The sequence below is a fragment of the Brachybacterium sp. SW0106-09 genome, assembly GCF_001293905.1.
In the GTDB taxonomy this organism is placed as follows: Bacteria; Actinomycetota; Actinomycetes; order Actinomycetales; family Dermabacteraceae; genus Brachybacterium; species Brachybacterium conglomeratum.
Map to the genome: position 1 here is coordinate 53,226 of NZ_BCAK01000008.1, position 14,175 is coordinate 67,400.

Annotated in this window: 14 protein-coding genes and 1 tRNA gene; 3 read left to right on the forward strand and 12 right to left on the reverse strand. The window is 72.2% G+C overall.

The window, feature by feature from the left end:
- Window positions 1–251: 251 nt before the first annotated feature.
- From Y09_RS05595 to Y09_RS05625, 7 genes are all read right to left on the reverse strand, one after another.
- Window positions 252–324 (reverse strand) — tRNA-Ala (locus tag Y09_RS05595).
- A 53-nt stretch (window positions 325–377) separates the two neighbouring features.
- Window positions 378–1,013: a histidine phosphatase family protein gene (locus Y09_RS05600; RefSeq protein ID WP_053916709.1), complete on the reverse strand. Its 636-nt coding sequence runs from the start codon at window positions 1,011–1,013 to the stop codon at window positions 378–380.
- Window positions 1,010–1,387: a ribosome silencing factor gene (gene rsfS, locus Y09_RS05605; protein WP_010551791.1), complete on the reverse strand. Its 378-nt coding sequence runs from the start codon at window positions 1,385–1,387 to the stop codon at window positions 1,010–1,012. Before rsfS ends, Y09_RS05600 begins: the two co-directional genes overlap by 4 nt.
- Window positions 1,384–1,914, reverse strand: a complete 531-nt coding sequence (locus Y09_RS05610) for a hypothetical protein (RefSeq protein ID WP_053916712.1) — start codon at window positions 1,912–1,914, stop codon at window positions 1,384–1,386. Before Y09_RS05610 ends, rsfS begins: the two co-directional genes overlap by 4 nt.
- The gene (nadD, locus tag Y09_RS05615) at window positions 1,911–2,486 is read right to left on the reverse strand and encodes a nicotinate-nucleotide adenylyltransferase (RefSeq protein WP_053916882.1); all 576 of its coding nucleotides are present in this window, start codon (window positions 2,484–2,486) and stop codon (window positions 1,911–1,913) included. Before nadD ends, Y09_RS05610 begins: the two co-directional genes overlap by 4 nt.
- A 35-nt stretch (window positions 2,487–2,521) precedes the next feature.
- Window positions 2,522–2,716: a hypothetical protein gene (locus Y09_RS05620; RefSeq protein WP_010551794.1), complete on the reverse strand. Its 195-nt coding sequence runs from the start codon at window positions 2,714–2,716 to the stop codon at window positions 2,522–2,524.
- A gap of 88 nt (window positions 2,717–2,804) precedes the next feature.
- On the reverse strand, window positions 2,805–4,085 hold the full coding sequence (locus tag Y09_RS05625) for a glutamate-5-semialdehyde dehydrogenase (protein WP_053916713.1): 1,281 nt from the start codon (window positions 4,083–4,085) through the stop codon (window positions 2,805–2,807).
- Window positions 4,086–4,205: 120 nt separating this feature from the next.
- On the opposite strand from Y09_RS05625, the gene Y09_RS05630 reads away from it, so the two are divergent.
- Window positions 4,206–4,826 (forward strand): DedA family protein, encoded by a 621-nt coding sequence (locus tag Y09_RS05630; RefSeq protein WP_053916715.1) that lies wholly within the window; start codon window positions 4,206–4,208, stop codon window positions 4,824–4,826.
- Here Y09_RS05630 and proB read toward each other — a convergent pair.
- From proB to Y09_RS05655, 5 genes are all read right to left on the reverse strand, one after another.
- Window positions 4,808–5,953: a glutamate 5-kinase gene (gene proB / locus Y09_RS05635; protein WP_053916717.1), complete on the reverse strand. Its 1,146-nt coding sequence runs from the start codon at window positions 5,951–5,953 to the stop codon at window positions 4,808–4,810. The two genes, Y09_RS05630 and proB, sit on opposite strands and share 19 nt — an antisense overlap.
- The gene (gene obgE, locus Y09_RS05640) at window positions 5,950–7,485 is read right to left on the reverse strand and encodes a GTPase ObgE (protein ID WP_053916719.1); all 1,536 of its coding nucleotides are present in this window, start codon (window positions 7,483–7,485) and stop codon (window positions 5,950–5,952) included. The genes proB and obgE overlap by 4 nt, the downstream gene beginning before the upstream one ends.
- Window positions 7,486–7,596: 111 nt before the next feature.
- Entirely contained in the window at window positions 7,597–7,851 is a 255-nt protein-coding gene (gene rpmA / locus Y09_RS05645) for a 50S ribosomal protein L27 (protein WP_010551799.1), read from the reverse strand.
- A gap of 34 nt (window positions 7,852–7,885) precedes the next feature.
- On the reverse strand, window positions 7,886–8,194 hold the full coding sequence (rplU, locus tag Y09_RS05650) for a 50S ribosomal protein L21 (protein ID WP_053916721.1): 309 nt from the start codon (window positions 8,192–8,194) through the stop codon (window positions 7,886–7,888).
- Between the two features lie 249 nt (window positions 8,195–8,443).
- The gene (locus Y09_RS05655; RefSeq protein WP_053916723.1) at window positions 8,444–11,137 is read right to left on the reverse strand and encodes an Rne/Rng family ribonuclease; all 2,694 of its coding nucleotides are present in this window, start codon (window positions 11,135–11,137) and stop codon (window positions 8,444–8,446) included.
- Window positions 11,138–11,472: 335 nt separating this feature from the next.
- Between Y09_RS05655 and Y09_RS05660 the strand changes: the two genes are divergently transcribed.
- Window positions 11,473–13,029 (forward strand): cytochrome ubiquinol oxidase subunit I, encoded by a 1,557-nt coding sequence (locus Y09_RS05660; RefSeq protein ID WP_053916725.1) that lies wholly within the window; start codon window positions 11,473–11,475, stop codon window positions 13,027–13,029.
- An 18-nt stretch (window positions 13,030–13,047) separates the two neighbouring features.
- The gene (gene cydB, locus Y09_RS05665) at window positions 13,048–14,130 is read left to right on the forward strand and encodes a cytochrome d ubiquinol oxidase subunit II (protein ID WP_053916727.1); all 1,083 of its coding nucleotides are present in this window, start codon (window positions 13,048–13,050) and stop codon (window positions 14,128–14,130) included.
- Window positions 14,131–14,175 lie beyond the last annotated feature (45 nt).

Consider the following 14,175-nt stretch of genomic DNA (forward strand, 5'->3'; position numbering starts at 1 on the left):
GAGTGTGCAGATCTCCGACGCGCTCCCCGGCCCCGGTCGCCGGCAGACAGCGGATGCGGGTGCAGAGGAAACCCCCTTTGGTCCCGGTCCCCATAACCAGCAGGGCCCGCGCTCGAGCGCACGCATCGCGCCGCCCGAGCGCCTGCGCACGATCCTGCGCCAGCCGGTGCGCTGAACCTCCCGACACAGCAGAAGGGCCCCGGCTCTGCCGGGGCCCTTCTGACGAGTCACTGTCTCACGAGATTCTCGAGTGGAGCTAAGGGGATTCGAACCCCTGACCTCTTCCATGCCATGGAAGCGCGCTACCAACTGCGCCATAGCCCCGTATCGGGTGCCGCCCCGTCAGGCGACTCGTCGAGACTACCCCGCTTCCCCGCTCAGGTGAAATCGGGAGGCAGGTTGTGTGACAGCAACCTCATCAGGCCCTCCGTCGGCTCCGCATGGAGCGGCTCGAGCACCGAGCGGTGGCAGTTCTCGAGCCCGGCGATGCCGCGGAATCCGCGCATGTCCAGACCCAGCAGGGCGGTGATCCCGAGCGTGATCGCCGCGCCGTGGGCGACGACCATGACGGTCTTCTCGGGGTTCTCCTCCAGCAGGCGGCGGCAGCCGGCGGCGACGCGCTCGCCCACCTCGGGGCGGTCCTCGATGTCGAGGCCCGTGATCGGCCGATGGGCGCGCCAGTCGGCGTGCTCGGAGGGCCAGCGGCTGCGGATGTCCTCCCCGCGCAGACCCTCCCACCGCCCGAAGCTGCGCTCGAGGAAGGCCTCATCGGTGGTGACCTGGAGCCCGCAGGCGCGCGCCATCGCCCCGGCGGTGTCGCGGGCGCGCGACAGCGGCGAGGAGACGATGACGTCGGGCGGGGAGGCGGCGACGGTGCGGGCGAGCGTCTCGGCCTGGTGCCGACCGTTCTCGTTCAGGGGGATGTCGACCTGCCCCTGCAGGCGGCCCTCCCTGTTGTGCTCGGTCTGGCCGTGACGCACGAGGACGAGCCGGGTGCGATGGGCGGGCCTCACTCGGGGCGGCCCTCGTCGATCCGCAGGTCGAGCACGGGCGCGTCTCGCCACAGCCGCTCGAGAGCGTAGAAGGCGCGGTCCTCGGCGTGCTGGACGTGCACGACGATGTCGCCGTAGTCCAGCAGCACCCAGCGCGCGTCGCGCTCGCCTTCGCGGCGCAGCGGCTTGCGTCGCCGCTGGGTCAGCAGCGCCTCCTCCACGCCGTCGACGATCGCGGAGACCTGGCGCTCGGAGTCCCCGCTGCACACCAGGAAGACGTCGGTGATGACCACCAGCTCCGAGACGTCCAGGCCGATGACCTCCTCGGCGAGCTTGTCGGCGGCGGCCTGGCCGGCCACCCGGGCGAGGTCGAGGGATTCTTCGGGAGCGGTCACGCTGCGGGGTCCTCCAGGACGAGGTGGGCGGGAGTCGTGTCGAGCAGGGCGGTGGCGGAGGCCGAGGCCTCCGAGGGCGAGAGCACGCCGGTCAGCAGCAGGGCGACCAGCGCGGTCAGCGCGAGCGCGATCAGCACCCACACCAGCCACAGCAGGCGGCGGCCGCCCGCGCTCTCGGGCCGGTGGAGCACCTTGCCGTCGAAGCGCGGTGCGGGGCGCGGATCGGGCGCGTCGGTGACGGAGAGCTCGCCGAGCTCGACGCCGTCGCTGTCGCGGACGATCTCCGCCTCCGCGGCGCGGGGCGCGGGGGCGCCGACGGGCTCCGGGGCGGGCTGGTCGCTGAGCTCGATGATGCGGGCGCGGCGACCGAACTTGCGCAGGGCGGGCACGGGCGCGTCGGCGTCGGGCGGGGGCACGGCACCGCGGCGTCCCGGGGCCTCGGGGCTCGGCTCGGCGCCGGTGAGCTCCTCGGGGCTCAGCGCGCGGGCGCGGCGGCCGCGCCGCGGGGTGGTCTCCGGCTCGGTCATCGGCCGTCACCTCCTGTGTAGAGCGCGTACTTGTTGATGTATTGCACGACCCCGTCAGGCACCAGGTACCAGACGGGGGCGCCGGCGGCGACGCGGGTGCGGCAGTCGGTCGAGCTGATCGCCATGGCGGGCACCTCGATCAGGGTGACGCCGTCGTCCGGCAGTCCCGAGGTGTCCAGCTCGTGCCCCGGCCGGGTGACGCCGACGAAGTGCGCGAGCTGGAAGATCTCCTCGGTGTCCTTCCAGGTCAGGATGTTCTGGAGCGCGTCCGCGCCGGTGATGAAGAAGAGGTCCGCGTCGGGGTCCTCGGCGTGCAGCTCGCGCAGCGTGTCGATCGTGTAGGTCGCGCCGGGACGGTCGACGTCCACGCGCGAGACGGTGAAGACCGGGTTCGCGGCGGTCGCGACGACGGTCATCAGGTAACGGTGCTCCGGGTCGGAGATCTCCTGCGACGCCTTCTGCCAGGGCCGGCCCGTGGGCACGAACACGACCTCGTCGAGCGCGAAGACGCTCTGCACCTCGCTGGCGGCGACGAGGTGGCCGTGATGGATGGGATCGAAGGTCCCGCCCATCACGCCGATCCGTCGTCGCTGCAGCTCCACCGGTCTCAGCGGTCGGTGTCGGAGTCGGTGTCCGCGTCGTGCTTCTTGTCGAGGCTGCGGTGGTGCGCACCTCCGGTGAGCCAGGTGATGGCCAGCATGGTCATCAGGATCGCGAACGCACCGATCCCGATGAAGGGTGCGGGGATGCCCTCGCTCGCGCCGGCGCCGGACTCGGCGAGGATCATGAGCTGGTCGATCATGTTCTAGAAGGCCTTTCCTCGAGTGACCGGCCCATCATCCCACAACGCGGGCGGGGTGCCGGCCGGAACCCGCCGGGTGGGAGTGGGGTCACGGGCGCACGTGGCCCTGACCGACCACGAGCCACTTCGTGGCGGAGATCTCGCTCAGCCCCATCGGGCCGCGGGCGTGGAGCTTCTGGGTGGAGATCCCGATCTCGGCGCCGAATCCGAACTCTCCGCCGTCGGAGAAGCGGGTGGAGGCGTTGGCCATGACCACGGCGGAGTCGACCTCGGCGAGGAAGCGCTGCTGGGAGACGAGGTCGCGGGTGAGGATCGACTCGGTGTGGCCCGAGGAGTGGACCCGGATGTGCGCGAGCGCCGCGTCGAGGTCGTCGACGACGGCGACGGCGAGCTCGAGGGCGAGATACTCCACGTCCCAGTCCTCCTCCGTCGCGGGGACATGCTCGACGCCCGCCGGCAGCAGCGCGGCCGCCCGCTCGTCCACGTGCAGGCGCACGCCGGCCTCCGCCAGAGCGGTGCCGAGCCGCGGCAGCGCCTCGGCGGCGACGTCCTGGTGGACCAGCAGCGTCTCCAGCGCGTTGCACACCCCGACCCGCTGGGTCTTGGCGTTGAGCACGATCTGCTCGGCCTGGTCGAGGTCGGCGCTCGCGTCCACCAGCACGTGGGTGGTGCCGGTGCCGGTCTCGATGACGGGCACCTGGGCGTTCTCGACCACGCGGCGGATCAGGCCAGCGCCGCCGCGCGGGATCAGCACGTCGACCAGCCCGCGGGCACGCATGAGCACGTCGGCGCCCTCGCGGCCGTGCGCATCGATCCCGACGACGAGATCCTCCGGCAGCCCGCGCTCGGCGAGCACGTCCCGCAGCACCGCGATCAGCGCGGTGTTGGAGTGCAGGGCCGCGGAGCCGCCGCGCAGCACGACGGCGCTGCCGGCCTTCAGCGCGAGGCCGGCGGCGTCGACCGTCACGTTCGGGCGCGCCTCGTAGACCATCCCGATCACGCACATCGGCACCCGCACCTGGCGCAGCTCGAGGCCGTTGGCGAGCACAGAGCCTCGCACCACCTCGCCGACGGGGTCGGGCAGCGCGGCGGCGTCGCGCAGCTGCTGCGCGATCGACGCGATCCGCTGCGGGTCCAGGGCGAGCCGGTCGCGCAGACCGGCGGCCATGCCGGACTCGTCGGCGGCGGCGAGGTCCTGGGCGTTGGCGGCGACGATCTCGTCGGCGCGGGCGACGAGCGCCTCGGCCATGGCGTGCAGCAACGCGTCCTTCTCGGCGCGGCGGAGGCGGGCGAGCACGGGCTGGGCGTCCTTCGCGGCGCGGACGGCGCCGCGGACGGCCGACTCGACGGAAAGCAGCTGATCGTCCATGGCCCGAGTCTACGAGCGGGACGTCCAGGGAGCCCGGGGCGTCCGCCCAGGGAACATGCGGCAGGGGACCCTAGCCTGGGTCGGTCAGCCCCTCTCCCGAGCCCCGAGGTGATCGCCTGCATGGACGCCGTACTCCACCTGGTCGAGGTGGTCATGGCCTCGCCGTGGCTGTACGTCCTGCTCTTCGCGGTCGTCGCGGCGGACTCGGTCTTCCCGGTCTTCCCCGGGGAGACGGTGGTGATCACCGCCGGCGCCTATGCGGTCGCGCAGGAGTCGCCGCACGCGCTGGTGCTGATCCCGGTGACGATGGCCGCGGCGCTGAGCGGTGACCTGATCGCCCATCACGTGGGCCGCGGCGCCGGGCCGGTGACCAGACTGCTCCGCGCGCGACGTGCCGGCGACAAGCTCCTGACCTGGGCGGAGAACGGCCTGAACACGCGCGGCGGCGCCCTCATCGTCACCGCCCGGTTCATCCCCGGCGGGCGCACCGCCACCTCGATCGCCTCGGGCATGATCCGCTACCCGCGGCCCCTCTTCGCGGGCTTCGCCCTGCTGGCCGCGACCGCCTGGGCGCTGTACAACGTCGGGATCGGGATGGCCGGCGGGCTGCTGTTCCGCGAGCGGCCGCTGCTGGGCGTGGTGCTCGGCATCGCGCTCGCACTCGTGCTGAGCTGGCTGATCGAGCGGATCCGCTCCGGCCGGGAGACGCGGTCCCGCGTCCTTCAGAGCACCACCAGCTGATCGCGGTGGATCGCGGGGCGGCGGTACCGCTCCCCCAGCAGCTCCCGCGCCTCGTCGGTGCCGCGCCCCGCCATGGCCCGCAGCTCGTCGGAGCTGAAGGAGGTCAGGCCGCGGCCGATCACGGTGCCGTCCGGGGCGGCGACGTCCACGGGCACCCCCGCGGGGAAGGTCCCCTCCACCCGGGTGACGCCGACGGCGAGCAGCGAGCGACGGCGCGAGCGCACGGCGCCGGCCGCGCCCTCGTCCAGGTGCAGCGTCCCCGCGCCCCGGGTCGCGAAGCGCAGCCACACCAGGCGCGAGCGGCGACGGCCGTGATGTGCGCGGAAGAAGGTGCCGACGTCCCGGCCCTCCACCGCCTCGGCGAAGCGCTCCGCGGAGGTCATCAGCGCCGCGGTGCCGGTGGTGGAGGCGAGCTGGGCGGCCGACAGCTTCGTGACCATGCCGCCGGTGCCGACCTTCGAGCCGACCGAGCCGATGCTCACCCCGGCCAGGCGCGCCACGTCCTCGACCACGCCGATCCGCTCCGCACCGGGTTCGCGGGGCGGGGCGGTGTAGAGGGCGTCGACGTCGGTGAGCAGGATCAGCGCGTCGGCGCCGAGCAGCTGCGCGACGAGCGCCGCGAGGCGGTCGTTGTCCCCGAAGCGGATCTCGTGGGTGGCGGTGGTGTCGTTCTCGTTGACCACCGGCACGGTGCCGAGCTCGAGCAGGGCCTCCAGGGCGCTGCGCACGTTGCGATAGGTCTGGGGGCGGATCACGTCGGACTCGGTGAGCAGGACCTGCCCGGTGGTCCGCTCGTGCACGGCGAAGGCGCGGGACCAGGCGGTGGCGAGCAGGGCCTGGCCCACGCTCGCGGCGGCCTGCTGCAGCGGCACCGAGGTGGGCCGCTCCGGCAGTCCCAGCGGGCCGAGCGCGGCCGCGATCGCCCCGGAGGAGACGATCACCAGCTCCGTGCCGCGCGCCGCGAGCGTCGCGGCGACCTCCGCGACGCCGTCGAGGCGGGACTGGTCCAGCCTCCCCCGTGCGTCGGTCAGGCTCGAGGAGCCGATCTTCACGACGATGCGGCGGGCGCCGACGAGCTCCTCACGGGCGGTGAGACGGGCGGGCTGACGCAGCTCCGCCACGCTCACCGGCGACCGTCCCCGTCGCTCGAGGGATCGGCCCAGTGGCCGGACCTCCGCTCCGCCTCCATCGAGGCGAGACGGTCCATGCGGGCGGCGGTGCGGGCCTTCTGCTCCTCGCGCTTCTGCTCGCGGGTGGGGCGGTGGTGGTCCTCGAGCCGGTCGTCGGTGCCGCGGCGGCCGAGCATCTCGGCGCCGCCCACCATCGTCGGCTCCCAGTCGAAGACGACCGCGTCGTCCCCGGGGCCGATGAGCACGGTGGAGCCGGCGACGGCCCCGGCGGAGAACAGTCCGTCCTCGACGCCGAGCTTCGCGAGGCGGTCGGCGAGGAAGCCGACGGCCTCGTCGTTGGTGAAGTCGGTCTGGCGCACCCAGCGCTCGGGCTTGTCGCCGCGGACGCGGAAGGCGGTGCCGCCGTCGTACTGCTCCGTGACGACCTCGAAGGAGGCCCGATCCGCGCCGCGCGGGGTGAGGACGACCGGCGCCGGCTCAGGAGCGGGCAGGGCGGCGCGCGCCTGCTCGACGAGCTCGCCGAGCAGGAAGGACAGCTCCCGCAGCCCCTTGCGGGAGACCGCGGAGACGTCGAGGATCGGCATCTCCCGCTCCCCCAGCCGCTCGCGGACGAGGTCGGCCATGTCGGCGCCGTCGGGCAGGTCGGTCTTGTTCAGCACGACCACGGCGGGCCGCTCCATGAGCGGCACGCGGGTCTCCGCCTCCTCGTCCAGGCTCGCGGCATAGGCGGCGAGCTCGGACTCGATGATCTCGAGGTCGCTGACGGGGTCGCGGTCGGACTCGAGCGCGGCGGCGTCCAGCACGTGCACCAGCACGTGGCAGCGCTCGATGTGGCGCAGGAAGTCCAGCCCGAGGCCCTTGCCCTGGCTGGCGCCGGGGATCAGCCCCGGCACGTCGGCGATCGTGTACCGGTGCTCTCCCGCCTCGACCACGCCGAGGTTCGGCACCAGGGTCGTGAACGGGTAGTCGGCGATCTTCGGGCGGGCGGCGCTCATCGCCGCGATGAGCGAGGACTTGCCGGCGCTGGGGTAGCCCACCAGCGCCACGTCCGCGACGGTCTTCAGCTCGAGCACGAGGGTGCGCTCCTGGCCCGGCTCGCCGAGCAGCGCGAAGCCGGGGGCCTTGCGCTGCTTCGAGGCGAGGGCCGCGTTGCCGAGGCCGCCGTTGCCGCCGCGCGCGGCGACGTAGCGGGTGCCGATGCCCACGAGGTCGGCGATCACGGTGCCGTCCTCCTCGGTGACCACTGTGCCGTCGGGCACGGGCAGCACGAGGTCCTCGCCGTTCGCGCCGTGGCGCAGGTCGCCCTTGCCGAAGCCGCCGCCGGTCGCGCGCTGGTGCGGCTTGTGGTGGTACTCCAGCAGCGTCGTGGTCGAGGCGTCGACCTCGAGGATCACGTCGCCGCCGCGGCCGCCGTCGGCGCCGTCGGGGCCCGCGAGGGGCTTGAACTTCTCGCGCCGGATGGAGGCGGCGCCGTGCCCGCCGGATCCTCCGACGACCTGCAGTCGGACGCGGTCGACGAATGTAGCCATGGGTGCTCTCCGAGGGTCGAGGGTGCCGTGGGGGTGGATAAGCGACGAGGGGCGGAGCGATCGGCTCCGCCCCTCGAAGGACGCTGGGTGCCCCGGGTCCGGGGCGGCGTGTCAGACGGTCTCGACGACGCTGACCACGCGACGGTCGCGCTTGCGGCCGAACTCGACGGTGCCCGCGGTGAGCGCGAACAGGGTGTCGTCGTTGCCGCGGCCCACGCCGTCGCCGGGGTGGATCTTGGTGCCGCGCTGGCGGACGAGGATCTCGCCGGCGCCGACGACCTGGCCGCCGAAGCGCTTCACGCCGAGGCGCTGGGCGTTGGAGTCACGGCCGTTCTTGGAGGAGCTGACGCCCTTCTTAGATGCCATCTGGGATCAATCCTTTGTCTGGTCGAGGGATCGCTCAGGCGATGCCCGTGATCTTCAGCCGGGTGAGCTCCTGGCGGTGGCCCTGGCGCTTCTTGTAACCGGTCTTGTTCTTGTAGCGGAGGATGCGGATCTTCTCGCCGCGGAGGTCCTCGACCTTCTCGGCGGTGATCTTGACCTTCGCGAGCTCGGCCTGGGCGGAGGTGACCTTGTCACCGTCGACCAGCAGCACGGGAGCGAGATCGATGCTGTCGCCCGCCTCGCCTGCCACGCGGTTGATCACGATGGTGTCACCGACCGACACCTTCTCCTGACGACCGCCTGCGCGGACGATTGCGTACACCACGTCACGTCTCCATCTTGTGATTCGGATCTAGTCTTCGAGTCGAGCGCCCACTCGGGTGACCACCGCGGACCTGCGACCGTCAACCGTTCCCGGCCGGGGAGCCGGGCGGGAGATGCGGTCGCGCGATGTCCACCGGACGACGACTGCGACGCGTTTGCGCCAGGGGACAGCTTACGATCCCGTGAACAGCCGGTCAACCATGGGACACGCCCCGACCAGCGAGAACGCCGTCACACCGTGTGGAACAGGTCACTGGTCCCCGTCGGGATCGACCACCTGGCCGTCGACGACGACCTCGGGCTGGCTGTGGCTGCCCGAGGCGGCGGCGATCGAGGCGATCGTCGCGCGGGTCAGCGCACGGCTGTCCTCGTCGTCGGCGAGGCGGTGGACGTCGCCGGACTCCTCGGAGCCGCCGGCGTCGCCGCCGTGCTCGTCCTCGTCCTTCGCCCCGCCGCGGCCGCGCCGGCCGCGCCGGCGCGAGGAGCCCTTGGAGCCGTCCTCGCCGCCTCCGCCGCTGCCGCCGCCCTGGGGGTGGCTGTGGCCGCCGTCGGCGTCCATGTCGACCGTCATGCCGCGGCCGTGGCAGTGCTCGCAGGTGGTGGAGAAGGTCTCCACCAGGCCCTGGCCCACGCGCTTGCGGGTCATCTGCACCAGGCCCAGCGAGGTCACCTCGGCGACCTGGTGCTTGGTGCGGTCCCGGCCCAGGCACTCCACGAGGCGGCGCAGCACGAGGTCGCGGTTGGCCTCGAGGACCATGTCGATGAAGTCGATGACGATGATGCCGCCGATGTCGCGCAGCCGCAGCTGGCGCACGATCTCCTCGGCCGCCTCGAGGTTGTTCTTGGTGACGGTCTCCTCGAGGGAGCCGCCGGAGCCGGTGAACTTGCCGGTGTTCACGTCGACGACGGTCATCGCCTCGGTGCGGTCGATGACGAGGGAGCCGCCGGAGGGCAGGTACACCTTGCGGTCCATCGCCTTCAGCAGCTGCTCGTCGATGCGGTGCTTGGCGAAGACGTCCTTCTCGCCGACATGGCGGGTGACGCGCTCGAGCAGGTCGGGGGCGACTTCGGAGACGTAGGAGTGGACGTCGTCGTAGACCTTGCCGCCCTCGACGACCAGGGAGGTGAAGTCCTCGTTGAAGACGTCGCGCACCACCTTGATGGCGATGTCGGGCTCCTGCGAGAGGGCCACGGGCGCGGACCGCGACTTCTGGGACTTCTGGATCTTCTCCCACTGGGCGGTGAGGCGCTCGACGTCGCGGGTGAGCTCCTCCTCGCTCGCGCCCTCGGCGGCGGTGCGCACGATCACGCCCGCGTCCTCGGGGATGATCTGCCGCATGATCTTCTTCAGCCGGTTGCGCTCGGTGTCGGGCAGCTTCCGGGAGATGCCGGTCATGGACCCGCCGGGCACGAACACGACATAGCGGCCGGGCAGGGAGATCTGGCTGGTCAGCCGCGCGCCCTTGTGGCCGATCGGGTCCTTGGTGACCTGGACCAGCACGGGGTCGCCGCTCTTCAGCGCGAGCTCGATGCGGCGCGGCTGGCCCTCGAGGCCCACCGCGTCCCAGTTGACCTCGCCGGCGTAGAGCACGGCGTTGCGGCCCTTGCCGATGTCCACGAAGGCGGCCTCCATGGAGGGCAGCACGTTCTGGACCTTGCCGACGTACACGTTGCCGACCATCGAGGTCTGCGACTTCTGGGCGACGTAGTGCTCGACGAGCACGTCGTCCTCGAGCACCGCGATCTGGGTGCTGCCCTGGCGCTCGCGCACCACCATCGAGCGCTTGACGGACTCGCGGCGGGCGAGGAACTCGGCCTCGGTGATGACGCTGCGGCGACGGCCGGCGTCACGGCCCTCGCGGCGGCGCTGGCGCTTGGCCTCGAGCCGGGTCGAGCCCTTGACGGCCTTGACCTCGTCGCGCGCCTCGCGCACCTTGACCACGGTGTTCGGCGGATCGTCCGGGGAGGAGCCGTCGTCCCCGCTGCTTCCCGAGCGGCGGCGACGGCGGCGACGGCGCGAGCTGGAGCTCGAGCCGCCCGAGGAGGAGCCGGAGCCCTCCTCGCCCGAGCCGTCCTCGGTCTCCTCGTCCTCGGAGGAGTCCTCCTGCGCGCTGTCCTCGGCGCTGCGGTCGCCGCTCGGGGAGTCGTCCTCCCCGCGTCCGCGGCCGCGACGGCCGCGGCCCCCGCGACGCCGGCGCCGGCGCGAGGAGCCCGAGCCGCTCTCGGCGGAGCCGTCGGCGCTGTCGTCCTCGCCCTCGGAGTCGGTGTCCTCGGAGTCGTCCTGGTCCGTGTCCTCGTCCTGCGGCGCGTCCTGCTCGCGGGAGGAGGAGCGGCGGGAGCGGCTGCGGGACCGGCTGCGGCGCGAGGGCTGGGCGTCCTCGTCGCGGGTCTCCTCGGCCTCCGCCTCGTCGCGGGAGTCCTCGTCGTCCTCGTCCTGCGGGGCGACGGTGGTGCGGGGCTGCGGGGTCGGCGCCTGGAAGAGGAGGGAGGCGAAGTCCATCTGGACCTGCTCGCGGCGGCGCGCCCGGTCCTCGTCGCCCTCGGGCTCGGCGGCGGAGGACGTCTCGGTCGCGGTCCCGGTCGCGGAGGCGAGGGCCTTCAGATCGTCCAGGACGGGATTCGCCCCGGCCTCCTGCGCCTGCTCCTGCTCCTCGTCGACCTCGGGCTCCGGCGTCGGCTGCGCCGTCGGCGCTTGGAAGGTCGGCGCTCCCGCCGGCGCCCCGGCCCGGCGGCGACGGCGCGTCGGCGCGGCGGGCGCGGGCTCGAGCGGCTCCTCGGACTGGGGGGCGACGACGGTGCGCGGCGCGGCGTCCTCCGGCGCCGCAGCGGGCTCCGGGGTCACGGCGGGGGCGCCGGCCGGGGCTCCCGCGCGGCGGCGTCGCCGCGCCGGGGGTGCTCCGTCGTTCGACGCGTCGTTCTCGGGATTCTGGGTGCTGTCAGCCATGCGGCCGTCTCCTTCTGGAGGGCCAGCGCACCCTGGCCCCGTCTGGTCATCGTCCCTGGGGACGGAAGTCTCTGGCCCTCGCCGTCGCGCAGCTCCACGCGGGAGCGCTGCGATGCCGATCGCGGGGAGCACTGCGGTCGCGGTGAGTTCCGCGTGGCCGGTGCTCGACGTCACGACGCCGGGAGGTTCCCCCGCCCGGTACGGAGCAGGAGAGTGCCTCGGCCAGTATGGCACAGCGTGCATCTGCCGCCGCGGAAGGGGGACCATGGTCCCCGGGGCGGTGCGCGCGGCCGCTCTAGTTTTCATGACAGCGTGTCGTCCACTCGGGAGGATCCATGGAAGCCCTCGACCTGGCACGGTGGCAGTTCGGCATCACCACCGTGTACCACTTCATCTTCGTGCCGCTGACGATCGGGCTGTCCCTGCTCGTCGCGATCATGAACACCCGTGCCGTGTTCGCGAAGGATCCCGTGCGCAAGGACGCATGGACCCGGATGACGAAGTTCTTCGGGTCGATGCTGATCGTGAACTTCGGCATCGGCATCGCCACCGGCATCGTGCAGGAGTTCCAGTTCGGGATGAACTGGTCCGAGTACGCCCGCTTCGTCGGCGACGTCTTCGGGGCGCCGCTGGCGCTGGAGGGCCTCGCCGCCTTCTTCCTCGAGTCCGTCTTCCTGGGGCTGTGGATCTTCGGCTGGGGGAAGATGCCCGAGAAGATCCACCTGCTGACGATCTGGGCGGTGGCGCTGGGCACCACGCTCTCGGCCTACTTCATCATCGCCGCGAACTCGTTCATGCAGCATCCCGTCGGCGCGCTGCTGAACCCCGAGACGGGGCGGGCCGAGCTCGACCCCTCGCAGGGCTCGCTCCTCGCCGTGCTCACGAACGTCACGGCGATGGCGGCCTTCCCCCACGTCGTCTCCGGCGCCTGGCTCGTCGCCGGCGCGTTCCTCACCGGCGTCGCCTCCTGGCACATGGTGAAGCACCACCGGGCCGCCCGCGAGATGGGGCTGGAGACCGAGGAGGGCCAGGAGCAGCACCGCGCCGCCCGTGACCTCTACCGGCCCACCGTCCGCTTCGGCGTGGTGGCGATGTTCGTCTCCGCGATCGTGCTGGTGATCTCCGGCGACTTCCAGGCCCAGCTCATGTTCAAGCAGCAGCCGATGAAGATGGCGTCGGCCGAGGCGCTGTGCGAGACGGAGACCGGTGCGAGCTTCTCGATCCTCACCATCGGCGGCCCCGACGCCTTCGCCGAGCAGTGCGGGGACGTCACCCACCTCATCGAGGTGCCGTACATGACCTCGTTCCTCGCCACCCACACCTTCGATGCGACGCTGCAGGGCGTCGACGACCTCAACGCCCAGTACAAGGAGGAGTTCGGCGAGACCGCGACGAACATCCACGGCGAGGAGGTCGAGGTCGACTACCGCCCGAACCTCTTCGTCACCTACTGGTCCTTCCGCCTGATGATGGGCCTCGCGGCGTTCAGCGGGATCCTCGCCCTCTGGGCGCTGTGGGTCACCCGCGGCAAGGGCGAGAACGCCCGCACGACGGGCTCGAAGGCCTTCCAGTGGTTCGCCGTGCTCGCGATCCCGATGCCGTTCCTCGCCAACTCCTCCGGCTGGGTGTTCACCGAGATCGGGCGTCAGCCCTGGGTCGTCCATCCCAATCCCGACGACCCGACGGTGCGGCTGATGACGCTGCAGGGCGTCTCCGCCCACCCCTCGTGGATGGTGCTCACCTCGCTGGTCGCCTTCACCCTCGTCTACGGCGTGCTCGCCGTGATCTGGTTCCGGATGATGCAGAAGGCCGCGCTGAAGGGCGCGCCGCTGCCGCAGCGGGACCCGAGGACCGAGGAGCTCGACACGCCCACCCTCTCCTTCGACTACTGAGAAGGGACCCACCTGCTCATGGACACCATGCTCGACCCCACGGTCCTGCAGACCCTCTGGTTCGCGCTGATCGGCTTCTTCTTCCTGGGCTACTTCGTGCTCGAGGGCTTCGACTTCGGCGTGCAGATGAACGTCGCCGTCTTCTGGCGCCGCGGCCCCGGCACACGCGGCACGATCCTGCGCACGATCGGCCCCGTCTGGGACGGCAACGAGGTGTGGGTGATCACCGGCGGCGCGCTGCTCTTCGCGGCCTTCCCCGAGTGGTACGCCACCCTGTTCTCGGGCTTCTACCTCGCCCTGCTGCTCCTGCTGCTGGTGCTGATCGTGCGGGTGTGCGCCTTCAAGTGGCGCGAGAAGCACGAGGACGACCGCTGGCGCACCTCCTGGGACGTCGTGCACGTGATCGGCGGCTTCGCCCCGGCCCTGCTGTGGGGCGTGGCCTTCTCGAACATCGTCGCCGGCGTCGCGATCGACCAGAACCGCTGGGTGACCACCTCCCTGCTCGGTCTGCTGAACCCCTTCGCGCTGCTGGGCGGGCTCGTGTTCGTGCTGCTGTTCTGGCTGCACGGCACCCTGTACCTGACCCTGAAGATCGAGGGCCCGCTGCGCCAGGACGCCCACCGCCTCGCGAGCCGGCTCGTGTGGCCGACGATCGTGGCCGGCGCCGCCTACCTGCTGTGGTTCCAGCTCGCGCACTCGAACACGCCGTGGACCCTGATCCCGCTCGCGATCGCGGCGGCGGCGCTGATCGCGGTGGTGCCGCTGGGCCGTGCCCGTCGTGAGGGCCTCGCCTTCGGAGCGACCACCACCGCGATCGCCGCGGCGACGATCACCCTGTTCGGCGGCCTGTTCCCGTACGTCATGCCGGCCTCGAACGACCCGGCGAACTCGCTCACCGTCGCGAACGCCTCCTCGACCGAGCACACGCTGACGGTGATGCTGATCGCCCTCGCGATCCTGCTGCCGATCGTCATCGCGTACACGATCTGGACCTACCGGGTCTTCCGCCATCGGATCACCGACGAGGACTCCCCCGCCCCCGGCGAGGGCCTCGTCGAGAAGGCGCGGGCGGGCTACCGGGAAGCGTTCGGCCAGGAGTGAGCACCCCCACGCGCGCGCGGCGAGCACCTCTGGACCCCCGTCTGG

What these genes read in the sequence shown, in the direction of transcription:
- obgE (WP_053916719.1), bottom strand. Translation starts at nt 7,485, where the DNA reads ATGGCTACATTCGTCGACCGCGTCCGACTGCAGGTCGTCGGAGGATCC.
- Y09_RS05625 (WP_053916713.1), bottom strand. Translation starts at nt 4,085, where the DNA reads ATGGACGATCAGCTGCTTTCCGTCGAGTCGGCCGTCCGCGGCGCCGTC.
- Y09_RS05630 (WP_053916715.1), top strand. Translation starts at nt 4,206, where the DNA reads ATGGACGCCGTACTCCACCTGGTCGAGGTGGTCATGGCCTCGCCGTGG.
- rpmA (WP_010551799.1), bottom strand. Translation starts at nt 7,851, where the DNA reads ATGGCATCTAAGAAGGGCGTCAGCTCCTCCAAGAACGGCCGTGACTCC.
- Y09_RS05620 (WP_010551794.1), bottom strand. Translation starts at nt 2,716, where the DNA reads ATGATCGACCAGCTCATGATCCTCGCCGAGTCCGGCGCCGGCGCGAGC.
- Y09_RS05660 (WP_053916725.1), top strand. Translation starts at nt 11,473, where the DNA reads ATGGAAGCCCTCGACCTGGCACGGTGGCAGTTCGGCATCACCACCGTG.
- Y09_RS05610 (WP_053916712.1), bottom strand. Translation starts at nt 1,914, where the DNA reads ATGACCGAGCCGGAGACCACCCCGCGGCGCGGCCGCCGCGCCCGCGCG.
- cydB (WP_053916727.1), top strand. Translation starts at nt 13,048, where the DNA reads ATGGACACCATGCTCGACCCCACGGTCCTGCAGACCCTCTGGTTCGCG.
- nadD (WP_053916882.1), bottom strand. Translation starts at nt 2,486, where the DNA reads ATGGGCGGGACCTTCGATCCCATCCATCACGGCCACCTCGTCGCCGCC.
- Y09_RS05655 (WP_053916723.1), bottom strand. Translation starts at nt 11,137, where the DNA reads ATGGCTGACAGCACCCAGAATCCCGAGAACGACGCGTCGAACGACGGA.